Source organism: Sphingobacterium detergens (assembly GCF_003610355.1).
GTDB lineage: Bacteria > Bacteroidota > Bacteroidia > Sphingobacteriales > Sphingobacteriaceae > Sphingobacterium > Sphingobacterium detergens.
In genome coordinates this window covers 295,106-319,936 of record NZ_RAPY01000001.1, presented here as the reverse complement: position 1 = coordinate 319,936, position 24,831 = coordinate 295,106, and the positions used below count along the sequence as shown (strand labels likewise).

Sequence of the window (24,831 nt, the reverse complement as noted above, 5' to 3'; positions counted from 1 at the left end):
CACTAATATTTATTAAAAATGTAAAGTAAGGGGCTCAATATAATCAAAGATTAATTATTCTTCAAACAACAGCCATTTTATTTACATTTTCAACAATCAAAGCGCATAATTGTTCACAACAATTATGAAATTAATAAGACTCCATTACCGTTAAACCAAGAGTATAGAGACAATAGATACATAAAAACGATCTTATCAATATAATCTATGTATTATTTAGAAAGCGACAGAAACCCACGATAGATCCGTTATTTGACAACAGCAAATTTAAGTTTCCGAATACGGAGCTCTGGTCTAAAAAAACAAGATTGAAGCATATGCGTTAATGGCAACCTCCAGGCTTTTACCCTTAAATAAAATCATAAACACCATTCTTCCAGCCCAATATTTTGGAAGAATCTGCGCCTAACCAGTTTTTCAATAGCGTGGCATACACTTTTCTGAAATCCTCCGAATATACCAGATCTCCTGCATTAAGATGCTCTAGATCAGGCAGTGCATTACGCAGCCCCTTTTCCTTTAAACCACCTGAGATAAAAAAAAGTTGATTTGCTGTACCATGATCCGTACCATTACTCGCATTTTGTGCCACCCTACGACCAAACTCTGAAAAGGTCATCAGCATCACCTGCTGAAAAAGACCATTTTTCTTGAGATCATCTACAAAGGCTTGTACCGCATCATTGATGGTCCGAAATAAGCCCTCCTGCCGCTGCCGCTGATTGATATGTGTATCAAAACTACCGATCTGAAGATAGTAGACCTGTGTATTAATATCCGATTTGATCAGGGAGGCGATTGTTCTGAAATCCTTTCCCAGTGCCGAATCAGGATATGGTGCCGTCGTAGACTTTACTTTGCTCTTTTCAAAGATATAGTCCGCATTGTTGATGGTTTCCCCCAATGTTTGATAGAGATAACCTACGGTTTCGTCTTCATGCTGATGATCTTCATAAAGCGACTTAAAGTATTCTTCCCGACTGGTCTGATAGAGCTTTTTAGGATCTTTAAAGGCAAAAGCCTTTTTGTGTTTTCCTTTGAGGGCGAGGCTTAGCATATCATTGACCTCCAGTGCCTGTGTGGGGTGTGTGCAGTCGTAGCAAGCCTCATCCAGGTACCTCCCTAGCCATCCACTCTCCAGATATTCGTCGCTGCGGCTTGCACTATGCCAGATATCCATGCTCCGGAAATGCGACTTGTCAGGATTGGGATAACCGACATTATTGAGCACCGCCAATTCACCATTATCGAATAGTTCTTTGAAAAAGCCCAAAGCAGGGTTAATACCAGCTTCATCCGTGAGTGGAAGCGCATTCTCCACGGCAATAGTCTGCCGTTCACGAAAATAGATATCGTTACGCCGGGGGATGATCGTATTCAGTCCATCATTTCCACCGCTCAACTGTAAAATAACCAAGACTTTCTGCTCTCTTTCCAAGGCATTGGGCAAAGCCATTGCCTTTAAGAAATTGGGCAGTAACAGAGATGCTGTTGCCAGGGAGCCTACTTTAAGAAATTCACGTCTTTTGATGATCATGGTCGTATTTTTTAGGTTAACAGAGCTGATATTCGGGCATACTCATTGTTTCAATAATTGACATTCTGCTATTTCCGGCAGCGTATTTTTTGAGTATAGGCTGTTTGAATGAAGGTTCATGCTGTAATAATAGTCCTGTGGGCTCCTTGCCCGCAAATGCAGCTTCAACCGCTGTCCAGGCGATCGTCATATTCGGATTTTTGAATCCTTTGCTGAGCTTTCGGTTTTGTTTTAAGCCCATATCCAGGTCGTCATCCTGCTGTGGGCTGAGCTCAAGCGGACGCAAGCCGCTCCATATCTGCGGTATTTGCATCCGCAGCAAGAGCGTTGAACTATCGATCCAGGCCTTTCCTGAAGGCCATCCGGCTACGTTCGGTGGGTATAACAAGAGCTGTCCCAATAATTTTTGATAAACAATCAGGTTTTCGGGATTCTCTATTTTCATCGGCAACATACGCATAATACCAGCCATCAGTTCTATTGGCGATTTTATTTTGCTACCAATATTTTTTGGTTCGTAAAACCAAGATGAGGTAAATATGTGATCTAGCAGCTGCTTGATATCGTAGCCCGAATCATAGAATTGTTTGCTTAGCATATCGACCAATTCATTATCTACCTGTTCATTGACCAGAAAACGATACAACTTCGCTGTAATAAATCTTGCCGTTGCCGGTTGCTCCAGGATGATATCCAGCACCTCATTTCCGTCAAAATTTCCGGTTTTCCCTAAAAATATTTTTGTCCCGGGGTCATGAAACTTCTTTCTTTCCATAAATCTGGCCTCCTTATCATAGGACCAACCTGTAAATGCACGTGCAGCTTCCCGCACATCCACTTCGGTATAATGACCACGCCCCATCGTGAAGAGTTCCATGACCTCCCTTGCAAAATTTTCATTCGGATGCCCTTTTTTATTCTGCTGATTGTTGAGAAAGTTAAGCATAGCCGGGGCTTTGGAAACGGCAAACAGCAGATCCCTAAAATTTCCCAGCGCATTTTTTCTGATCTCATTGAGAATATGTGCGCTGAAAGTTGAGTTGACCACGCGGCTGGCAAAATGCCCGTGCCAGAAAAAAGCCATCTTCTCACGCAGCTGATCCTCCGAATGAACCATGGCTGTCAGAAAATTAAGGTTGATCTCAATATTCCGTTGTCGGTTTCGCTGCTGTATTTGTTTTTTCGCTACAGCATCCAATGTTGAAAGTGCGGCATAATCAGCGTCCGTGTCCGTACTCTTGAAACTTATTGGTTCGAAGTCGCGCGCCCTCGCATAGCTTTGCCAAACTTCGGCGGTCGACTGCCGTTCAAAAGTGGCGATCTGTTCAAGGCTAATTCCAAATCCAGCACGATTCGCCAAATGTTTATTTTTGATAAATTCAGAAACCATGTTATTCCCGTTTATTGCTAATTAACAACTTAAATTACAAATGTTTTTGAGGCGAGGCAGACATTTAACAAACCTTAAGGTAAATTAACAATACCCACCAGTTTGTGCTAGATTTCGACATTCTGGATCAGCTACAAGTTAGGACACCTAACTAAGTTTGTATTGACAATAAGGTCATCACTTAATGATTCAATTATCATGAAAAAATCAATTTTTTATCACGCCGGCTGTCCGGTTTGTGTCAGCGCAGAACAAGACATTATTGGCCTTATCGGCGAAGCGAATGTAGAGGTTGTCAATATTGGCGAAGACCGGGCACGTATCGGCGAAGCGGAAACAGCAGGGATCCAGTCAGTACCGGCGCTTGTCACACCCAATGGAAATGTTTTACATATCAACTTCGGTGCCTCCCTGGCAGATGTAAAGGGCTAGTTCCAAAGGCTGCAAGAGCACCACTACCTTGCAGCCTTTTTTCTTGTTTTCAATCTTAAAAAATTAAAAAAATGAAAGTAACAGTTTGGGATACCTATGTAAAAAAACAAAATGGCGAAACAATGCATTTTGATATTATTGCGCCAGAGTACATCCGTGAGGAGGCCATTATCCATCAAATGGGAAAAGAATACCTGGCCACAAAACAACATGCAGATTTGCAGTTAACAGCAAAGGAATGCCGCTTATGCCATCAGGAAATCGCCAGTGCGGAGATGCTGGAGAGCCTGCATACAAAAGGTTATTTTATTATCGAAATGGAAGGTTGTGATTAGCTCCTCCAAAACAGCAGTCAGCACTCCGACAACGATCGACCGTAAGATCGCATCTGCCCTAGAGAAAGTATCGCAGGTGATACGCACGCTTGCCTGGAAGAAGGCGACCGAACAGTCCATCAATCCGATACAGCTACAGATCCTTATTTTCCTGCTCCAGCATCCGGAGCAGCAGGTTAGCGTAAGTCTACTTTCCGGCACGTTTAATATCTCCAAAGCCAGCATCAGCGACACCATTAAACTACTGGAACGTAAAATGCTGATTGAAAAAGTATACGACCCTTCGGACTCCAGAAAGTTTACGATCCAGCTACTTGCGAAAGGCCGAACAAGCGCATTGGAGGCCGCTCTTTTTGACAGGGCGCTGCTGTCGGGCATCGGAGAAATGGCTGCTATAGATAAAGAAAACCTTTTTTCCGCCCTTTCGCAGCTCCTACACAAGCTATACTGTGTCAATGTCATCAGTCATCAGCGGATGTGCCAGACCTGCCAGCATTACCGAAAGAAAGAAAACCTTCACTACTGTAACCTGCTGCAGCAGTATATGGCTGTTGCAGCATTACAGATTGATTGTCCCGAACATCTGGCCCTAAATAGTAGACAAAAGGCTTGAAACATAAAAAGCCCCTCCAAAAATAGAGGGGCCATGCAGCCTGTTAAAAGCACACCCTACTGTAAAAGATACCACGCCTATTCTTTTGCTGGAATCTTCACCCCCAGCTTCAGGATATAATCTCTATTCTAAGCAATCACCATAGTCGTTCATACCCCTCTGCTCAAGCGATACCGCATCCAGGGGATTTACTCCACCGTAAACCAACGGTAGCTCTCAGCCGGTATGGTGATAGTCATTGTTGTTTTAGCCAGATGATCTAAAGAGGCTGTTTTTACCGTCCTGTCATCAAAAGTTATTTTCGCAGCTCCCTTTAATCCCGTGTAGTAAAGAGGGATCTCAATGGTCCTTGTGATGGCAGTTTTCAACGGATTAAACAGCATCCCCAATCCCTTGCTCCCTTTCTCAGCTGCATTCACATGCAAAAAGCCATCCCAATCGCGGCCATCTGCACGGCGCAAGTGGATCAGGTCGGCATTGAGGATCGTACGGTATTTTTTATACCATTGGATCACATCAATCACTGTCTGCTTGGTCTGCTCCGTATCATAGAGACGGGGACCGCGGTAGCAGGCCTGCACCCCAGCACCATAGTATTGCATCATCAGTTGTTTATAATCCTCCTGATGCTCATGCAGTGGTTCCAATACCGCCTCTTTTCCCCCACCCTGATAAGCAGTTAAGGGTACAAATCCCCAGCCCATGGACGGGTTCTGTTCCCAAAGTGCATCAAAGATATTCTGCCTGTTGAGGATACGCTGATTTTCGCGAGGGAGTGAAAAGTTCACTTCCCGATACCCTATTCCCGTCTTGTTGGAACCGTCCAAAAAGTACCAGTCCGGAGAATTGATATATACGCCACGGGCATTCAGCCAATGATAGAGCTGCTTTTGCATATTAAATTGCACCCATTGGCTATCTTCGAGTCCATGATGACCAGGGTGACTTGTTGAAGCACACTGATCACCCGGAAAAGGGCCATCATTTTCCCAGATATCAAATCCTGTTTTCTCAAAAAATGTCTTGATCCGTTGGGCATAACCTATCCCCCAGTTTGAGCCAAAACAAGGCGCATTCCCGAAAAACGTTCCCCCTGTCTTTCCCGTCTTCGGATTGATAATATCATCCGCTTCACTGATCTTGCGCGAACTAAATAAAGAGTAGGCTCCAATTTTTATGTTTTTGCTATGCGCATAATCTGCCAGCTTTTTCAAGGCCGCAAGATTTCCGGCTGTTGTATCCTCCATATTTACATGGCTGCCAAAGCTAAGGATGAGTGCTTCGTACCCTGTAGCGGCGCACTGGTCAATGGCGGTATAAACCTGCTCATCTTTTTTGCTCACCAGGTGCATAAAGATCGGATTAGCAGTAGTCCATGGCGCGATGGTCCGATACATCTTTCGGATGGCCAGTCCACGACGCTCCCGATCATAACTATCCATCAGCAGCTCCCAGGAGCGGATCGAGCTGAAGTTGTCCTTTGCAGCAAGTTTAATACCTACACCCACCGTCGGGTACACCTCCATGATCGCCGGCGTTTTTAAATCGTAGTTCACCTGTGAGGTATAAGTAGAATCCGCTTTCCAATGTAAAGACTGATCGCTCAAATGATACCGCATGGCATTATTGAACGCAAAATTACTTTCGACGTAAAGGCCATGTTGTTTTTTCATGTCCTCCACCGAACCTACCACCGCACTTTCTTCTTCAACAAGCGCCAGCTTCTCGTTGATCACCTGATTGATCTGCACGGTCTGGTCGCCGCTGTTCTGAATAGTTACCCATTTACTGATCAATGGGATCCCATCGTAGATGGCATAATGTACTTTCACTTCAATTCCGGATAATGCGGCGGCAGCCGGAGCAGCATAGGTAAAAGTCAGGACCTTCCCTTTTCCGGCAGCCTTATGTGTAGACCACCACTTGTCCCCCTTCCAGGGCAACAGTGGATCCAGTTCACCGATCTCATGTTTGACATAACTAAAATCTTCAGGTTTTGCCGTAAATGTAGGCATCCATTCCGGTCGCAGGTAAGCGCGTTCCTTCTGCCCATCCACCCCACCGACATTATACCACTTGCCGTTGAGCTGCAGCTGAGCTTCAGGCTGTACGGCACGAATCAGCTGTTGTCCTGTAGTTAAGTTGGTAAAATCATAGCAGAAAGCATTCGGCTTGATCCAAAAAGAACGGCGCACGAGCCCGTTGTCCAAGACGATATTCTGGCCATCTACCGCAATGCGGGATTGGTAAGGTGCAGCACCACTGATCAGCCAGTCCTGCGGCTTATTCTCCTTTTTCTGTGCGAATCCATTTTCCGCGGCTATTAACGCTAATGCAACTAAAAGTAACTTCAATCTCATGTTCTGTATAAATTAGGAAAGTAATCGTCGTTTCAGTATTGCCCTGCTGGTATTGGAGCAGGGCACTCGTATTTTATTGGGTTTATAATCCTGCCAATGGATCAAATATACCATTTCCCCAGCCCTTTGTCTGCTGCAATTTTGCATTGCCCTGCATGGTCGCTATAGATAAGGGTAGAAAATACATATTCTGGTTATAGATCATCGGTGAAAAATCACGTTCGGTCAGGGTATACGTATACCCTCCCGACGCTCCTGCCTGCTGATGCAATACCAAAGCGAAACGTTTCTGTTGGCCTACCATGATCTGATCCATGGCTTTCCATCTACGGAGATCCCAGAGGCGCTTCTGTTCAAAGGCAAATTCAATATAACGCTCATCCCGTACTGCCTGCCGCATTTCTGTCTGTCCCATGGCGGGGTTCAGTCCATAAAGCTTACCCGCCAGTTCGGGATCCCCGGCCGTCGTTTCGGTGATGCCCGCCCGTTTGCGAATGGTTTTCAGCACATCAAAAGCTTCAGCCAGACGGCCTGTCTCCAGGGCCGCTTCAGCCATATTCATCAGCACTTCGGCATAGCGCATTTCGATAAAATCCGTTCCCGAGATCTGGGAATTGGTGATATCCAAAGATTCATCGATCGCCTTACGCGAATAATAACCTGTCAGTGAACCATTTTGCTTACCATAAGCGTAGCCATTTTGTGCATTATCATAGAGCGCCATGGTCGTCCCCAGGTAACTGGCACCATTGTACACAATGGTCGTATAAAAGCGGTCATCTCGATTTTGCCAGCTCAGGGATGCATTACCGTTAAATTGTGGGCTATTCCACTGTACTTTCTTGCCGTTTTTGAGCGGAAAGGCATCCACGAGTTTCTGTATTGGATGGCAGCCGCCCGTTGCATTGGCCGTAAAATCAATGGGGCGAACCGCAGCATCCCGGTTTTGGCTGCGTCCGGGTTGTAGGTAGCGGATGGCAAAGACCACCTCTTTGTTCATCTCGGCCAGGAATAAACTTGTGTTGTCATATTTATCTACCAAGCCATAGCCATTGGCATTTAAAAACGTTAGTGCCTCCTGATTGGCCTTGTAAGCTGTCTCCCAGTTAGATGCTGTGTTATTGGGGTTAAACTGTGGGCTTGCGCGAAACAGCAGCACACGACCTTTCATCGCCAATGCCGCAGCCTTGGTAACCCGTCCCAGATCATCTGCGGAAGTATATTTTGCAGGAAGCTCATCAGCCGCCTGGTTCAGTTCATTGACGATAAAATCAAAACATTCCTTTGTGCTGTTGCGCTCCACGAGCAGATCCTCGGTACGCTCCTGCGGTGTTAAGATCAACGGTACACCACCATAACGTTTCACCATCTCAAAATAAGTGTAAGCCCGGATATAGCGTACCTGCCCTTTCAGCACCTTGCGTGTCTCCGGCGCAATGGTACTCTGAGGCCCATCGATTTCCTTCAGGAAAATATTCATTTTCCGGATATCGCCATAAGGCCAATATCCAGGTCCACCATTATCAATAGTCGTTGTTCCGTCGATCCAGCTTGTTTTTCTCGACGCTTCATCCGTAGCGTCTGCAAGACCAACATCCCAACCCGGCAGTGTCATGTATATATTGTTGACAAAGGCAGTCGCCAATTTGGGATCCGACCAGACCACAGGTTCACTGATCGCCGATAAATCGTTCTTGTCCAATACCTTGCTGCACGAACTCATCACGAGTACCCCAGCGGTTAATAAGCTATATAATGTGTTAAAATTTTTCATTGCTCAAAAAAGATTAATTGATCATTGGGGTTAAAATTTGAAGGATAAACCAGCCGTAACACTCTTCATAATCGGATACTGGTATACGCCATAGTCACCCGCTATTGCCTCCGGATCGGCCACCTTGATGCTGTCAAATGTCAGCAGATTGGTTCCCGACACATACACCCGCAATCCGCCAATTCCCAGGCGTTTGATCAATGATTCACTGAGCGTATAGCCAATCTCCAGATTTTTCAAACGCATGTAGTTGCCGTTCATCAACCAGAATGACGAAGCGTCCCTGCTGGCGCCAAGGCTACTGGCACCGATTCCACCTACCCGAGGATATTTCCCATTCGGCGTCTCCGGCGACCAGCTATCCGTGAAAATACGGAGTACAGCCTGTTCGTCCCATAGGTCCGCTCGATTGGGAAACATAATTTCGCGGTTGGCCACGCCTTGGAAAAATGCATTTAAATCAAGCCCTTTCCATTTTCCACCCAAGGTAAATCCGTAGATGATTTCCGGATTGATGCTTTTTCTACTTAAGACCACATTATCCGCACCAGTAATATTACCGTCACCATTTTGATCCTTGAGCCTTACATCGCCGAGGCTATAGGCAAATCCATTATAGGTAGGTAGCCCTGCAAGGTCAGCCGCTGTACGAGCGATCCCTTCCGATTGGTAGCCCGTAATGAAATCGATCGGTCTTCCCACACGCTGTTGATAGTCAAATGCTCCGGCCAGGACATCCCATTTTTCCACTTTATTACGTGCAAAACTGAAGTTTCCACCCACAAAATAACTCAGGTCTTTATTGATCTGCCGATCGTGGCGCAGCGAAAGCTCAATACCGTAGTTGTTCACAATACCATAGTTTTCACTTGGCAAAAGCGCACCAAAGGTATTTGGTGTTGACGCTAGCCGCCGGCCTAGGATATCATAGGTGTGTTTTTGAAAATATTCCAGGGAGCCACTAAGTCCGCCTTTCAAAAAACTAAAGTCAACTCCGGCATTGGTAATACGCGTCTTCTCCCAGGTAATATCATAATTCGGTAAGGCCCCAGGCATAATTCCCGCTGTGGCACCGCCAAATATAGCACCCGGTGTGATCGAATAACGATTGATATAACCATATTCGGCCACATTGTCGCCACCATCATTCCCCAGAAGTCCATGGGAAATACGGAGTTTGAGGTTGTCCACAAAACTCCATCTATCTTTAACAAAAGATTCCTCTGACAACACCCAACCTACTGCAACAGAAGGGAAAAAACCCCAGCGTCCTTCGGGTGCAAATTTTAATGAAGCATCGTACCTGAAATTGGCTTCCAGGAGATAGCGATTGTCATAGCCGTACGTAAAACGGCCTACGTAGCCCAGCCGACCAGTTTCGGTTTCGCTACCCGTCGCATCTTTATTTTCTGCGGCGGCATCACCAATAAAGAGCTGTTCGATCGAGGTCGACAGCATTTTATTGCGGAATCCGTAGAGATAAGCGGTATTGCCCTCGCTCTGTTCATACAGGAAAAGTCCGGTCACCGCGTGCTTGCCAAATACGCGGTTATAATCCAAGGAGAGATTCAGGGTATAGGAATTATTCTGATTAAAGGATGCATAGGCACTGTTTTCCCAGTCCCCCAGCTGCAAAGTCCGGATTACCTTATCCGTTGTGATATGGTTGTGTCCACCTGTTGTTTCAAACTCAGCCACATTATATTTCTTCCGGACGGTCTTATTATAATCATAGTATTTCCGGTAGTTCATCGTCGCATTGGCTTTCAGTCCTTCAATACCCGGTATTTTATAATCCAGACGCAAAAGCCCATTGAAGGTATTACGGTTCCATTTGCTAAAACCTGCATTATCAATCAATGCAATGGGATTCCATTGCTGGTAGGCCCGCACATAGTTATCCCCGATTTTCCAGGGCATCATCGGCGGTTTGTTGAGCAGGCCACGATAGAGGTCAAACATTCGGTCATCATCACCACCATCGTAAGGCCAATAAGGTCTTGAGCGCCCTTGCAGGGAGGCATCCAGATTGAGCGACACACTCAGCCTCTCGGAAATCTTTGCATCGACATTCGACCGCAAGTTATAGCGGTTATAGTCCAGGTTATTGAACGCCCCGTCCTGATAATAATAACCAATGGAAGAGAAATAACGGATATTTTCGCTCCCGCCATTCACTGTCAGGTCATGCTTGGTATAAACGGGATCATGCCAGGCACCTTTAAACCAGTCGTAATTGGTCTGATTGTCTTTAAAATATTGGACTTCATCATCCGTATAATAACTTGGATCCGTCAGTGGGAGATTATTGAATTTGGCTACCCTATTTCTATAGATTGAATGTTCATAGGCGTTCATTCTTTCGGGCACGCGTGTATAGGTATCTTTTCCCACAAAAGAGGAATAGGTGATGACGGGGGCCTGCGTACTGCCGCGTTTGGTGGTGACCAAGACGACACCATTTGCCGCCCGGGCCCCATATACGGCTGCCGATGTGGCGTCCTTCAGAATGGAAATCGTTTCGATCTCTTCCGTGCTCAGCGCCTGAAAATCATTGAGCGTACGCGGGATACCGTCGATGACATACAGCGGAGCGGTACCATTGGTCGTGCTTTTACCGCGGATGACAATGTCCGAACCCGAACCGGGGCCGCCACTGCGCTGGCTGGCAAATACCCCATTCACACGCCCAGCAAGGGCATTGGTGATATTGGATGTTGGGAAGGTATTCAGATCCTTGCCCGACACGCTGGAAATGGAGCCTGTGATATTTCGCTTCTTTTGATTACCATAACCGACAACAACCACCTCATCCAGACCGACATTGGAAGATGATAATACGATTTTTAGTTCACCTAGATTTTCCAGAATAAGTTCCTGCCGGTCGTAGCCCACCGAGCTAAAGACCAAGCGGTCACCGACAGCGGCTTTTTCTAATGTGAAACTACCATCTTCGGCGGTCTTGGTGCTAGTTGCCTTGCCCAATACGGCGACACTGACACCGCTGATCGCTTCCCCTTTGTCGTTTCTGACGATCCCCTTAATCCCCTGCTGTTGTGCAGTGATATTATTTGTGGCAGATTCCATCGCATTTAAGTTTGTCGTACGACGTTCACGAGGCGCAATGGAGTACAGCTCATTATTGAGTTTGGTGACTGTGGCATCAGGCATCAGTTCTTGCAAAAATTGGATCAGCTCCCCTTTTGACTTTGGCGTTTCAGATCCATTGGCCGAAATCTCTTTAAGCAAATCCGGGCTGTAGCTAAATTTTACGTTGAATTTTCGCTCAATTTTGTTCAGCAACTGGATGATAGATTTTGACGTTTCCACACGTTGCATAGCGACTCCCTCACGCCAGGTGCTCCCCCAGGCCAGGGCAGCAGGAGACATTGCCAGTGCCGTAAGGACAAATGTCGGCCCAGCAATTCCTTTCAGAATTTTACTCATAATAATTAGTTTAATTGGTTGGGTTCAATAATATACTTGCCGTCGATGAGCTCCACGGTACAGTTCAATGATTTACTTAAAGTATTCAACGCCAGATTCAGGTCATTCCGCGGTATATAGCCTGTAAATGTCATCCGCGATAAATTGGTATCTGCGATTTCAATGGAGCAGGAATATTGACGTCCTATTTTCCCCACCACGTCTTTCAGCAGATCATTATCAAAGGCCAACAAGTTATTTTTCCAGGCATTATAGAAGACCGTATCGACCGATTTTTTTTCCATGCGCTGCTCCAAAGAGCTGAAAAGAGCCCTCTCCCCTGGTTGCAGTCGCAGCTGCTGATCCGCAGCATTCACTTCAACACTACCTTTATTGAGCACCACATACGCTTTATCTTTCCAGGCGCTCACATTAAATTCGGTACCCAATACCTTGACATTCATGCCAGCAAGGGTATGCACGATAAACGGTTTTTTCTTGTTATGAGCGACATTGAAGTAGCCATCCCCTTTGATCCAGACCTCCCGGATGGAATCTATGCCGAAATGGTTGGATACCTCGAGCTCGGAACCCTTGTCTAGCGTAACCGCTGTCCCATCCGGAAGCTGATAGATTTTCTTTTCGTCTGCTGCACGATAGACCGTTTTAATACTTTTGGGGATCTGCTGTATCGTAAAGAGATAATATATTCCTGAAAGCATCAGCAATGAGGCAGCCACCGCCCACCACCTTCCGGGCCTGAAACGTGAATCTGCAACTGGCTGAGCCGGAATTTCCGTCTCGACAATAGCTGCAAAAATACGGTCCGAAGCATCCGCTGTCAGTACATCTTTTTTGGAAATAAATGGGGCAATCTGGTCATATTCAGGAAAGGCATCCCTATACTGTTCCTCTTTAAGGACCGATAGCAATATATCTATTTCAGCCTGGGTACACTGCCCATGGATAAATTTGATATAAAGCGCGGTTACTTCTTGGTTGGTCATCATATTTACTCGGTTATATAGAGCTAATACAACCAAGTCACTTCGAGGGACGATCCCCTTTTTTTATTTTTTTTGAATATAATGATAAAAGACTAACAGTAAGCTTGTTAAATTTGCATTTACCTCCAGGTAATGACGAATAAACTTAAGTGATTTCACCATTTGGTCCTTGACGGTATTTTTGGAGATATGCAGTTGTTCGGCAATTTCCTCATGGCTCAAATTCTCTTCGCGGCTCAGTCTAAAGATGCGCTGCCGCTGGCTAGGCAGCTTCTCTACCGCCTGATCGTAGATCCCTTTCAGTTCTTTATAATGGACGAGTTCTTCGACCGCATTGCTTTCGATGGAATAGTTATAGAAAACATCGTTCAAATAAGTCTGCTGAACCACAAAAGACTTCAATTTGTTGTAAATGGTATGTTTGGCAATGGTGAAGATATAAGACTTGATATTTTTATCGCTATCGATTGACTCCCAATTGAGCCAAAGTTTCATAAAAACATCCTGCACCAATTCTTCGGATAGTTCCCGCGACCTAAAAAAACGTAAGGCATAACCAAACACATCATCTTTGTATTGGTCAAAAAGAGCCTTAAAAGCATGTTCTTTACTTAGGAGATTGGTACTACCCATTGTTTATAAAACAGTTCTGTCGGCGAAATATAGGAGATTTAATCAAATTGCAAAAAATTAAAAGCCATGCAATCGATTGTTTAAAATTTTATCAGATATGAGGTATACAGCTACATAACGCCCCAAATAAGTTGATTTGGCTGTGAAATCATCCATTTCTTAATTTTTTGCGCATGAGTGGAGGGGAAACGATTAAAGCGCACCGGGTCCGTATGCTTTAATCGTTTGTGCAAAAAAACTATTTAAAAATCCCAGCCTTCAGCTCCGATCCCATCGTTCCGTTAGACAGATGCAGATAGTTTGTGATCAGGCCTTTTTGTCCAACTGTAATCAGTTCAACTTTTTTAGTATTCTTCTGCACATTTTTCTCTATATGTTCGTTTCGCCCAGCCGGTTTTAAACCACTTTTCGTATAGTGTCCCATAAAGCTTTGGTTGCCTGCAAACAGGGAATTTTGAAATTCATATTTGGGGTAGGTTCCTTCTGCCCGGAGCCAAAAGAAATTACAGTTGGAAATCACATTGTTGCTAAATCGCACTGGTGTATGATAGGCACCAAACCAGACCGCAGCCTCGTAGGCACCATAGACGATCGAATTGGTCATCGAAAAATCGCGGATATTTTCGATCAATACCAGGGCATTTTTGCATTCAAAAAACACACAGTGGTCAACCATTAGTTTACTCCCATGAACCCATACGGCAGCTTGTATCGGTGCAGCGTTGCGTTCCCCAATAAAGTAGCATTGACTAATCTCCAATCCTGTTGCCAAGGTATCCTTTCTAGAAATAGGATAATAATACCGGGTGACTGGATTGGCATTACCGATAAATTTTAATCCACTGATCTTCACGTTATTCATTGCAACTAAAATCCCGGCTGCATGTGGAAACTGAACGGTAGAATTGTTTGCCGAAACTGAGCTGATGACCGGCATTTTATAAGGATTCCAATCCTTCGAATCGGGTAAGTCAGATGCCTCTATCACAAGCCCAGCTGTTTTTCTTTCAAGCTGTACTTTGTCCTCCAATACATAGAGGCCCGGCAACAATTTAATTGTAAAAGTTCCCGCAATATCGTTGCCATTTGCTAGCGAAACTGCGTGTTTAAGACTTTTTAAAGGGGCAATTGATGTACCAGAATTTGTATCGCTTCCGCTTACGGGATCAACAAAAATCGTTTGAGCCTGTTGCTGCGCATATACTATGGTGCTCATGGATATTTTCGCCAGGAAAATAAAAACTAGTAAAAAATAATTTTTCATCTTATCGTGATATATAGTAAATTTAATCTATCAGTCAACAGCTTTAAACATCCTGAATCTAAGTCAAATAAGCTCGGGGTAATTTTAAAGCATGATGTACGAAGACGAAAGTAGATGTTACATCCAACACTTCCATGTCAAACTGTTTTCAATTTTTACCAACATATATCACACTGACTTTTAATGGGTTATAACGAAGACAAAATTCAGGAATGTAAAGCATGTATTGAAAAATACCTAAACTGGGGCGACAGCACTTTATGGAGTACGCGGGATTTCGAGTCCCTCTCCAACCAGATATTTGAGAAAACAAAGGTCTCCCTCAGCGTCAGCACCCTCAGGCGGGTGTGGGGTCATTCCCTGTATGACAATAAACCTTCGATCACAACATTGGATGCCTTAGCTTCCTTTGCAGGCTATGACAACTGGCGGTCATTTCAGCAAAGCAGTAGTCCAGAAGTGTCAGAACAGGAACCGGTATTACCCAACAATAAAAAGTTCAAAAAACAATACCTGATCACCATAATAGCTTGCATACTTCTGGGCACCATTTGCTTTTTTAGCTGGAACTATTATTCAACGAATAAAAAAGCATCGATCCATTATACCTTGGATGTTGTTCGTACATCAAACAATATTCCAAGTACAGTCATTTTCAAATACGGTCAGGATGAACAGTCAGATGACGTACTGTACATTCAGAAAAATTGGGACTCCACCAAAACAGAAAAAGTCAATCCACATACCAGAACACATACGGCAACCTACTATGAGCCGGGGGTGCATATCGCAAAGCTGATTACCGGCGGACGGGTTGTCAAGGAAAAAGCAGTATTAATCCCCACCAAAGGATGGGTGGGTCTGATTGCAAACGACCCCGTACCCATTTATTTAAAACAGGAAGATTTTTACAGGGACAGCTTATTGACTGTTTCTGAACCACAACTGCGTACCTTCGGGATCAATACGAGTGCTCAACCGCGGTTTACACAATTTTATAATGTCGGGAATTTTGCTCCTATCCCATTGAAAGAGCTCAATTTTTCCTCTATGATCAAACATGGTTATCCTAATGGCGCTTCCTCCTGTCAATTTACCTATGTTATGCTCTATACAGACCAAGGGATTATTACAGTTCCTTTCTCGCAAAAAGGATGTGTCGGAAAACTTAGTCTCGTTAATCATCAACAACTGTTCAGGGGTAGGGATACAGACCTTTCAGGCTTTGGCACAGACCTTTCGCATTGGACAAAAATTTCTGTTTCCGCCAACGCTGACAAACTTATTTTCCGGATCAATGAGAAAGAAATATTTTCCTTCCCATTAACTAAACAACCTATTCACATTGTAGGCGTCGGCTACTTTTTCTTAGGAACCGGATCAGTAAAAGATGTGCAGTTTTCTGTCGGCGCCAAAAATGTATTTAGTGATTTCCTTGTAAATTCCACCCCCCTATCCATCCCAAAGAAGGGTCAGCAAAGCGAATAATAGCACCTAGCACTTAATATTTTCGGAACGCGAAATTTTTATTAAATTTAGGCTAATATTAACTATTTTAATGATTAGAGGTTCCCTAGATTTTTACACCCACTTTTTTTGGAAATTAAAATGAAGAAAATAATGAAAGTTTTAATAATGGTCGTAATTGCTTTTGTTTTTATACAATGCACAAGCAGACAAAATGAAAAATCGGAAAATTTTGATTGGCTATTGGGAAAATGGCAACGTACCAATGAAGCGGCCGGTAAAAGAACGTTTGAGAATTGGTCAAAAATCAACGATTCAACTTACACTGGTTTTGCCTTTACACTACAAAAAGACGACACCATCAATCAAGAAAAAATGAATATCATAAAGACCGATGATAACTGGAAATTACGTGTAAAAACACCAGATGAAAAAGATTTTATTTCATTTGAAATGAGTACTATAAACGTTGGTCAATTTGAATGCAAAAATGACTCTCTACCATTTCCGAACAGGATAAAATATTGGCGAGATAGCGAGCAATTAAAAGCAACGGTATCAGGAGATAGCCTGCAAATTCCATTCGAATTTAAGAAGCTTTAAACAATTTCGATGAAAAATATATTCCTGATCATTACCTTACTGTTCATCAACGTTCAGCTCAAAGCACAATCGACGCTGCAACTAAAAAAACAATTACAAGAAATTATAGCCCAGAAAAATGCGACAGTCGGAATTTCAATAAAAGGCATAGCTGCTAAAGATACCTTAAGCATCAACGGAAATTTGAAAATGCCGATGATGAGTGTCTTCAAATTTCATATAGCACTTGCTGCACTTCATCAAGTGGACAAGGGGAAATTAAGGCTCGACCAAAAATTTTTTATCAAAAAAGATGAACTGCTTGAAGATACATGGAGCCCTATGCGGGATGATTATCCCAATGGGAATATTTACCTAACCCTGGATCAACTCTTACGGTATACTGTATCCCACAGTGATAATAACGGCTGCGACATCTTATTAAAACTGCTTGGCGGTCCAGAAAAAGTGCAGGATTTTATTAGCCAACAGGGCATTAAAGATATCACCATCAAGGTCAATGAACAGCAAATGAGAACCTGGGATAATCTGTACCTCAATACCACCACACCAATAGCTACCACACTGCTTCTGGAAAAATTCTATCAAGGTAAAATACTAAAAAAAGAAACCAGCAGCTATCTCTATCAGATCATGGTCGAAACATCCAGAGGAACTACCTGGATGAAGGCCGGCCTTCCGCAAGGAACAGAACTCGCACACAGAACTGGAATATCGAATACAAACGAGCAAAATCTCAGAGCTGCCATGAATGATATCGGTATTGTGAAATTGCCCAATGGTCATCATTTTACGCTCTCGATATACCTAATGAATATTACGGAAAAGAGAGAAGACAGTGAAAAATTAATTGCTGATATCACTGGAGCGACTTGGAAATACTTTACCAGCAAAAAATAACGCTGGTAAAGTATTTTCTTCAGTCTGGACATCTTTTAGATACTGCTGCCGTCTGTGTTTTTTTCAGAGGCTCTCGGCCTCTTTGAGCAGGTTTTCGATTTTCCGAAACTGGCCTTCGTTCTTGCATACCGACCGAATCTCTTCGATCAGATCCAGGCTCGTAGGCTTTTTAGGATACTTGTTCGCGATCAGGAACGCCTTTAATGCCCTATTGAGTTCTACTTCGCCCAGCAAGTCTGCTATCTTCACAAATACAAGAGCACCTTTAGAATAAGCGGTATGCGTATTTCCGGCACTGACCATGTACAGCGGCTCGGGCACCTGCAGCCCCTTTGCACTGGCGTAGATCTGCGCGTGCAGCTCCAGCTGCCGCTGCAGCCCCGATTGACCATACATCTTTTTGTACAACATCATCTCGGTGTACATGGCCAAAGACTCCGTCAGCATCAGCTTCCCTTGCCGGTCATCCGGATCGATCTGGCTGTTTCCCCACCAGAGATGGGAGACTTCATGACCAGCGATTTCGTTGATCACATCCTGATGTTTATCCGCATGCAGGTTTGCATGAAAGACCATATTTTCAGGCATAAATACCGCAGCAGGATAAGCAGTTCCGGCAAATCCTTTGGTGTACCCTGCGATCTCTGCCAGCACCAATGATCGAAACGGATAGGGCCCAAATTGATCGATGCAATAATCCAAACTTAACTTGGCGTTTTTGAGCAGATGCTCCACATTCTCGCTGTGTTTTGGGTGGTAATACACCGAAATCGCAATACCCCGGTGATAGCAGGTTTTAATCTGATAGGAAGCACTTGATAGTGCAAACCGAAAAGGTATCTGCTGTGCGCTAAACTGGTAGAAATGTCGTCCCTTTTCCCGCCAGTCTTTGACCAGGTCAGCCGAGGCAACGACGGCTTGATCAGCTTGGGTAGATACCTTCATCTCCAAATCGATAAAATCATTTTTTTGAACCTCCGGTCCAACCAGTGGATTTTCTTTTCGCCCCACCCCTAGACCATATTCCTTTCGTAGGTTAGGATCTGTCAGCTCAGCATCCTGCTGATAGCCCAATTGCGGATAATATCGGCTGATCCGCATAAATGAACCACCATTCATGATCACGTTAAAAGGATCATGTGCATTCACCCCATACCAATTGTAGGAAAGGTCAAAGTTAAACAACATGGTGTCCCCTGGCGACAAGGACTTTGGCAACAGAACCAGTGGGTTGGCTGTGTTGACCTGAATGGTATCACCACCCATGATCAATGCCGATTGCAGCAGTTTTAATGTTGGATGAAAATTGATCAACACAGTGTCCATAGGCCCCTGTCCTTCATTTTTCAGCAGGTAGCTCCCCTGGATCCGATAATGCTGCTGGGAAGGATAAAGGGAAACCTCGGTCGTCAGCCTGACAATTTTGGGTAGCACCATCTGATCGTATGATCGATATAACTTTTCATATGTTGCAGCCGCCAGATACCCCGCTTTTTTGCTTTGAAAATGCTGTTCTTTGGAATACATCCAGGCCAGCAAAACGGATGCTAGCAGGCAAGCAGAAGCTGCCGAAATCTTGATCAAGCGTCTATTTCTGAACCCCAGGCTCGCCAGGGCATAACACAATCCAATCAGACTCAGCCCAAATACCGTCCTAAGCAAGTAAGCCGTCAAGTAAGCACTATAACCACTGAAATCAGAATAGCCCTCTTCGTAGGGCAAGAAAAAGTGAAACAGCGGATTTGGCAAGATTTTTTTGACAAAAAAGGTTCCTAAAAAGAGAAAGACGAGCAGGCTGATACCCAAAGCTGTAAACCGATTGGCGGTAGTTGAATTGATAAAAAGAATTATCAGGGCGAATAAGATCAAAGAGAGGCTTGTAAAGCTGAGCACTCCAGCGTATGCTGCCCAGTCAAATTGTAGGTATCCATAGGCAAACTGAAAGACGATTGCTTCCAGCACAAGCAGCACTGTAAAAAATAGAATCACCACGATCAGGGACAGTCCATGACCGAGGGATTTGTTCCTGTTATAATATGTTGTCATTTCCAGCCGGGAAAATCCCGAAACCCAGGACCGCCAATACAGATCGTTGGTTAAGTACAGGATAATCAACATCCCCAGGAGCTGAAAATTTTCGATAATCGCAGCGGACAAGAGCCCTGAGGAGGCGTATTTTTGCGGTATCCGAATACCTTTTTCAATTTCCGCATACATTTCCATTCCTATGGCAAAAAGCAGGCACATGCTGATCCCGTAGCAGGCTATCCCCCTCGAGAGATAGGATAAATCTATTTTGACAAAGGAAAGCGTTGCCTGGACCCTTGCCTCCCAATGGAAAACAGCCGCTATTTTTTTATAGGGCATCGATTGGCGCTCCGGGGCTGCCTGTGTCAGCGGCTGTTTTACCTTTCGCCTGATGCTGGCGGAAGCAAAGGAAAATCGGTCATAACCGATTAGACAACAGCCTACTGCAAGCCCAAGGTAGAGAAGCCTATTGATCAGCAAAAAGCCCGAGAAAGGCTGCAAAGCTAGGTTCTTGGCATCTACAGACCTTGCTTGCGCTTCATAAAAATAAGCTGAAATCCCAAAGGGATCCAGCAAGCTGGAAATCTTCTGCATGCCAATCGATTGCGGCATACTGCCGCTCATAAAAGGCGAGCTGGAAAATAAGAGCAGCAACATATAGGCGATATACAGTGCTATCGCTCCGAGCAGTACCGTGAGCTTGCTTTTGGACAGATAAGATAAGGTAAAAAGCAGGCTACAGACAAACAAGCTATTGAAAACGCCGAATACAAACAACGGATAGAGGTAATATCCCCAGGAAAAAACGGGCTGCATGTCCACCCCTGTCCGCAGATTCAGGCCGATACCAAAGCCTAGACAGACAAGGACAAAACACATCAAACTCAGCAGAAAATGGGCAGTGAAATTTCCCGCTAGGTACGCTTTCTTGTGGATCGGCGTTGCAAACACAATTTGACCAAAGCCAGATTCAGCATCGCTGAAAAGAATCTTTTGTGCAAAATAACAGGCAAAGAAAATAATTGATAAGCTAAAAAATCCAAGCACAAAGCCAATTGTATAAGCCGCATTGGTGTAAATATCCTGGCTTATGGACATATTAAACTGGTTGCCACAGAAGGCGGCTATAAGCACAATGAGTGCCAGAAACAGGTAGGTTGGCCAGCCCTTCAATCCGCGCAAGAGGCTGAACCTTAAAATACTTTTCATCGTTTTGCTTCCTCATCCAGGGCCTTAAAATAAACATGATCCAGCGTAGGTTTTTGAACAGTAAAACCAGGGACCGGTGATTCCGCATAGATGGTGATCTGCAATTTCCCTTCCCGGAGATCTTTGCTGATCAGCTGATATTGATCCTCATAGTGCTGCAGATCCGATGATGGAATAAAAGCTGACCATAATTTTCCATCGAGCTGGTGGATCAGGTCTGCCGGCCTTCCCTGTTTGATGATCCTTCCGGCGGCCAGGATCGCCATTGCGGGACAAAGGTTGCGTACATCTTCCACCAGGTGGGTAGAAAGCAGCACGATCACATCCTTGCTGATCTCGTTGAGCAGAAAGTTAAAGCGGCTTCTCTCCGCCGGATCCAGGCCTGCAGTAGGTTCGTCAACAATAATGATCTTGGGACTTCCCAACAGCGCCTGGGCAACCCCAAAACGCTGCTTCATCCCCCCTGAAAAGGTCAATACCTCCTGGTTTCGCGCTTCGTAGAGGTTGACTTTATGAAGCAGGACATCGATCTGCTCAGACCTAGACCTGGTATCAGATAATCCTTTGAGGCGAGCGATGTGATTCAACAACTGATAAGCCGTCACCTTGGGATAAACCGAGAAATCCTGTGGAAGATAGCCCAGGTATTTTCGGATAGCATCCGGATCCTGTTTTACGGAACTGCCATTGAAAGAGATGCTTCCCTGACTAGGCTGCATTAGGCCGACAATGCATTTCATAAGCGATGATTTGCCCGCTCCATTTGGTCCCAATAGGCCAAACATGCCATTGGAAATCTTTAGGTCAATGTTGGTGAGCGCTTGTACTCCATTCCGGTAAGTCAGGCTCAATTGTTCGATACTTAAACTATTCATCGGAAAATAAGGTCAATAAGGTGGCTAGCCACAGAAACTGCAGCCAAAAAAAATGATATTTATATTCGTTAATCTTCTCGGTATTCCAAGATATCACCGGGCTGGCAGTCCAGCTCCCTGCAGATTGACTCCAAGGTATCAAAACGCACCCCCTTGGCCTTACCGGTCTTGAGGATAGAGAGGTTTACAGTTGTAATCCCCAAGCGTTCCGCTAATTCCTTGCTCTGCATTTTGCGCTTGGCAAGCATGACATCTAAATTGACTACGATAGGCATATTATATGATAAGATCTTGATCGTTCTGCAAATTTACCCCTTGTCTGAATATATTGGCAAGGAATAGGCTAAATATTCCTAAGATAAAATGTATGCCGATCAATATCCAGATCATGCCCTCTACTTCGACAAAGTAGCTGGCGATTAAAACGCTGGGCAGGGGCACAAAAATATTAAACAGGTAAAAATACTGCATCGTCTTTATGCTGGCTGGCGTAAACACCCGCGATTGCATAAAGACCTTGAACACCCTGGCCGCAAGAAAAAAGAAGGCACCATAACCCAGCAAGATCAGCAAAAAAGAAAAAATAAGGTAAGCCAAATTGTTGTCCACATTTAAAAAGGCGGTCGCTGTAAAGGGATAGTTGATGTGCAGGAATCTGCCCTCCCCATAAGGCCTGATCCACATCCCTGTCACAAGACAGAAAAGCGAATACACAAAAGTCGAAAAATAGATCAAGGATAATGCCCTGCATATAAATTGCAAAATCCGAGCGATCAACTTAGTCTGTTCCATATTTAGATCTGATTAATTATTCAAATATATGAACTAATTAAAATAAAACAATAATTATTTAAAATAATTAGATACTACCAGAATAACAATCCGACCGTCCGATCCATACTTTTATTCCAATAAATTGAACAGAAATATAAAAGAGAAGTTTTTATGTTTACTCGCGTTTCCCCGTAATATAGGCATACATCGCAGTGGCATGTCCATGACCTAATTCGAAATCCTCTTTTAGCCAATTAACGATTTGGGTTGCTTTGATTCCTTTTTTTATTTTTCCCTCCTCAGTAAACCCTTTTTCAATAGCTAACTTTTCAAAATCAGCGCGGGACTTTCCCGTCTTTTCTTCAATGTTTTTAATATAGGTTTGAAATGACATAAGATTTTATTTTTTGTTAATTTATATTTTAAAGTCCATATTTTTCGAAATTTCCTCCGACTAATTCATGAATTCGTTCAATCTGTTTATGATCATATCCCAATCATTATCATTAAGTTCATGTCCCGTACCGTTTAATTTCAAAAGTTCTGAATTTTTAATCTCCGATAATAGTTTGTCTGTATGGCCAAAATGCCATATTTTATCTTCAGAACCATGGATTATCAATGTTGGTGATTTGATCTCATTTAACCGATCATAATAGGCCTCCCCTCCTTGTAGTAAGGCATGGTTAAACATACTGCGGTAATTTATGGATCGATGAAAATCTGCCCGAACTCTTTCTTCTTCTTTCGCATAGTTTACTGCTTTTTGGCCAGCCATCAGATGCGCACTTTCTAGCATATACTTTACTGTAGCATTTTCATCGTCCCAATTTACATGCATTGCTTTGGCCTGAAAGTCAATAATCTGCTTATCCATTTCAGGAACTTTGGGATCAGGTGTACCCCATGGTCCAGTAGACATTAAAACGAGTGAACCAACCCTTTCAGGATACTTGATCGCAACAATTTGGCCGATCAAACCACCTAAAGAAATTCCCATAATATTTGCTTGTCTAATATGATATCCATCCAAAATATGAATGGCATCATCAGCAAGATCTTCCATACTGTAGGAGATGGAACCAGGCTTTCCTGTCGTCGATTTTCCGATGTCTCTGTTGTCGTATCGAATGACAAAAAAACCTTGTTGGGATAATTTTTTACAAAACTCCTTGTCCCAATATAATAGCGAAACAGTGGCTCCGGCTATTAATAAAATCGCTGGATTTCCCGGTTTTCCAAAATGTTCTGTGTAAATGGAAATTCCATTCTTGACAATTATTTTTTCAGCATGTGATTTCATACAACTATTTATTAAAATGAAAATGAGTAAAAATTCCGATTCTTTTCATTCCCAAAAGTACCATCAGTCTAAAAACTAAAATTGTATAAATTCGACATTTATTCTTTTACGAATAATGACAGGTCCTCAGAAAAATAGGCTACTGGATTTTTACCGGTAAAAGCTCTAAATTCTCTAATCATATGTGATTGGTCGAAATAACCTGTCTGCAATGCCACTTCGGTCAATGATAAATCCTGATTAATGGCATTCTCAATACTTTTTTCAAAACGGACAATTCTTGAGAAATTTTTAGGAGAAAAGCCTGTCAATAACTTAAAGTTACGTTCAAACTGCCGCTGAGATAGAAATTGTCGTCCGAGAACTTCTATCATTTTCGTACTCCCCTTATGAAAAACAATATGCTGTATTGCAGCAATGGTATCCTCTAGCCTAGTTGAAAATTTATTTATCCTTTGTTCTAGATATTCCGTCATCACAGCAACTCTTTCTTGTGTATTTACACAGTTCAAAACCTTTTCCTCTAAAAAAACACCCTCTTCCCCCAATAATTCAGCTATTTCAATATTTTGATTCGTAATTTCAGATGTAGGAAGACCAAAGAGAAATGGTATAGCATAAGGTTGAAAATAGATTCCGAAAACACCTACTTTTTGTTCGGCGGAAAGTTGGCAAAAGGTATCTGTTTGCGACTGAAAACCACTATTGAACAAATTGATTACTTCATGATTTTTGGAAATTTTCATTCCGGGAATATATTGAAAGGCCAATTTCGGATATATCGACGCTACAGATGAATGCTGGTACGAAGATGTTGCTTCAAAATCGGCTTCAAAGTTCCAGAAAAAACAAACAAGGTGCTTGATACTTTCCTTGGGATATACTTTTTCGTAGTTCATCT

Annotated in this window: 21 protein-coding genes; 6 read left to right on the top strand and 15 right to left on the bottom strand. The window is 43.6% G+C overall.

Going from position 1 to position 24,831, the window contains the following annotated elements:
• Window positions 1-349 precede the first annotated feature (349 nt).
• Both DFQ12_RS01345 and DFQ12_RS01340 read right to left on the bottom strand, forming a co-directional pair.
• Window positions 350-1,537 carry a DUF1501 domain-containing protein gene (locus tag DFQ12_RS01345; RefSeq protein WP_120257233.1) on the bottom strand — a complete coding sequence of 396 codons (1,188 nt, stop codon included), beginning with the start codon at window positions 1,535-1,537 and terminating at the stop codon, window positions 350-352.
• Window positions 1,538-1,553: 16 nt separating this feature from the next.
• Window positions 1,554-2,927, bottom strand: coding sequence for a DUF1800 domain-containing protein (locus DFQ12_RS01340; RefSeq protein WP_120257232.1), 1,374 nt, complete (start codon window positions 2,925-2,927; stop codon window positions 1,554-1,556).
• A gap of 162 nt (window positions 2,928-3,089) precedes the next feature.
• Between DFQ12_RS01340 and DFQ12_RS01335 the strand changes: the two genes are divergently transcribed.
• The 3 genes from DFQ12_RS01335 (at window position 3,090) to DFQ12_RS01325 (ending at window position 4,307) form a co-directional block, all read left to right on the top strand.
• Complete coding sequence (locus tag DFQ12_RS01335) at window positions 3,090-3,359, top strand: thioredoxin family protein (protein ID WP_244211652.1); 270 nt, start codon at window positions 3,090-3,092, stop codon at window positions 3,357-3,359.
• Window positions 3,360-3,430: 71 nt separating this feature from the next.
• Window positions 3,431-3,694 carry a DUF2024 family protein gene (locus tag DFQ12_RS01330; protein WP_120257230.1) on the top strand — a complete coding sequence of 88 codons (264 nt, stop codon included), beginning with the start codon at window positions 3,431-3,433 and terminating at the stop codon, window positions 3,692-3,694.
• Window positions 3,687-4,307: a MarR family winged helix-turn-helix transcriptional regulator gene (locus DFQ12_RS01325; protein ID WP_167457169.1), complete on the top strand. Its 621-nt coding sequence runs from the start codon at window positions 3,687-3,689 to the stop codon at window positions 4,305-4,307. The genes DFQ12_RS01330 and DFQ12_RS01325 overlap by 8 nt, the downstream gene beginning before the upstream one ends.
• A 188-nt stretch (window positions 4,308-4,495) precedes the next feature.
• Here the strand turns inward: DFQ12_RS01325 and DFQ12_RS01320 are convergent, their stop codons facing one another.
• From DFQ12_RS01320 to DFQ12_RS01295, 6 genes are all read right to left on the bottom strand, one after another.
• Window positions 4,496-6,667: an alpha-galactosidase gene (locus DFQ12_RS01320; protein WP_120257228.1), complete on the bottom strand. Its 2,172-nt coding sequence runs from the start codon at window positions 6,665-6,667 to the stop codon at window positions 4,496-4,498.
• Window positions 6,668-6,749: 82 nt separating this feature from the next.
• Entirely contained in the window at window positions 6,750-8,441 is a 1,692-nt protein-coding gene (locus tag DFQ12_RS01315; RefSeq protein ID WP_120257227.1) for a RagB/SusD family nutrient uptake outer membrane protein, read from the bottom strand.
• A gap of 30 nt (window positions 8,442-8,471) precedes the next feature.
• Complete coding sequence (locus tag DFQ12_RS01310) at window positions 8,472-11,888, bottom strand: SusC/RagA family TonB-linked outer membrane protein (RefSeq protein WP_120257226.1); 3,417 nt, start codon at window positions 11,886-11,888, stop codon at window positions 8,472-8,474.
• A gap of 5 nt (window positions 11,889-11,893) precedes the next feature.
• Window positions 11,894-12,877, bottom strand: a complete 984-nt coding sequence (locus DFQ12_RS01305; protein WP_120257225.1) for a FecR family protein — start codon at window positions 12,875-12,877, stop codon at window positions 11,894-11,896.
• 60 nt (window positions 12,878-12,937) lie between these two features.
• A complete protein-coding gene (locus DFQ12_RS01300) occupies window positions 12,938-13,507 on the bottom strand; it encodes an RNA polymerase sigma-70 factor (RefSeq protein WP_120257224.1) in 570 nt (189 codons plus the stop codon).
• Between the two features lie 238 nt (window positions 13,508-13,745).
• Window positions 13,746-14,723, bottom strand: a complete 978-nt coding sequence (locus DFQ12_RS01295; protein WP_167457168.1) for a right-handed parallel beta-helix repeat-containing protein — start codon at window positions 14,721-14,723, stop codon at window positions 13,746-13,748.
• Between the two features lie 231 nt (window positions 14,724-14,954).
• Between DFQ12_RS01295 and DFQ12_RS01290 the strand changes: the two genes are divergently transcribed.
• The 3 genes from DFQ12_RS01290 (at window position 14,955) to bla (ending at window position 17,741) form a co-directional block, all read left to right on the top strand.
• Window positions 14,955-16,259: a hypothetical protein gene (locus tag DFQ12_RS01290; RefSeq protein ID WP_120257222.1), complete on the top strand. Its 1,305-nt coding sequence runs from the start codon at window positions 14,955-14,957 to the stop codon at window positions 16,257-16,259.
• 120 nt (window positions 16,260-16,379) lie between these two features.
• Entirely contained in the window at window positions 16,380-16,841 is a 462-nt protein-coding gene (locus DFQ12_RS01285) for a DUF6265 family protein (RefSeq protein WP_120257221.1), read from the top strand.
• A gap of 9 nt (window positions 16,842-16,850) precedes the next feature.
• On the top strand, window positions 16,851-17,741 hold the full coding sequence (bla, locus tag DFQ12_RS01280) for a class A beta-lactamase, subclass A2 (RefSeq protein WP_120257220.1): 891 nt from the start codon (window positions 16,851-16,853) through the stop codon (window positions 17,739-17,741).
• Window positions 17,742-17,804: 63 nt separating this feature from the next.
• On the opposite strand, the gene DFQ12_RS01275 is transcribed toward bla, so the two are convergent.
• The 7 genes from DFQ12_RS01275 to DFQ12_RS01245 all read right to left on the bottom strand — a co-directional run bounded on the left by DFQ12_RS01275 (window position 17,805) and on the right by DFQ12_RS01245 (window position 24,829).
• Window positions 17,805-20,978, bottom strand: a complete 3,174-nt coding sequence (locus DFQ12_RS01275; protein WP_120257219.1) for an ABC transporter permease/M1 family aminopeptidase — start codon at window positions 20,976-20,978, stop codon at window positions 17,805-17,807.
• Complete coding sequence (locus DFQ12_RS01270) at window positions 20,975-21,853, bottom strand: ABC transporter ATP-binding protein (protein ID WP_120257218.1); 879 nt, start codon at window positions 21,851-21,853, stop codon at window positions 20,975-20,977. Before DFQ12_RS01270 ends, DFQ12_RS01275 begins: the two co-directional genes overlap by 4 nt.
• Window positions 21,854-21,921: 68 nt before the next feature.
• Window positions 21,922-22,128 (bottom strand): helix-turn-helix domain-containing protein, encoded by a 207-nt coding sequence (locus tag DFQ12_RS01265; RefSeq protein ID WP_120257217.1) that lies wholly within the window; start codon window positions 22,126-22,128, stop codon window positions 21,922-21,924.
• Between the two features lies 1 nt (window position 22,129).
• The gene (locus tag DFQ12_RS01260) at window positions 22,130-22,645 is read right to left on the bottom strand and encodes a DUF2975 domain-containing protein (RefSeq protein ID WP_120257216.1); all 516 of its coding nucleotides are present in this window, start codon (window positions 22,643-22,645) and stop codon (window positions 22,130-22,132) included.
• A 157-nt stretch (window positions 22,646-22,802) separates the two neighbouring features.
• Window positions 22,803-23,021, bottom strand: a complete 219-nt coding sequence (locus DFQ12_RS01255; RefSeq protein WP_120257215.1) for a DUF4287 domain-containing protein — start codon at window positions 23,019-23,021, stop codon at window positions 22,803-22,805.
• A gap of 60 nt (window positions 23,022-23,081) precedes the next feature.
• Window positions 23,082-23,930, bottom strand: a complete 849-nt coding sequence (gene estT / locus DFQ12_RS01250; RefSeq protein WP_120257214.1) for a macrolide hydrolase EstT — start codon at window positions 23,928-23,930, stop codon at window positions 23,082-23,084.
• A gap of 98 nt (window positions 23,931-24,028) precedes the next feature.
• A complete protein-coding gene (locus tag DFQ12_RS01245) occupies window positions 24,029-24,829 on the bottom strand; it encodes a helix-turn-helix domain-containing protein (RefSeq protein WP_120257213.1) in 801 nt (266 codons plus the stop codon).
• Window positions 24,830-24,831: the final 2 nt, after the last annotated feature.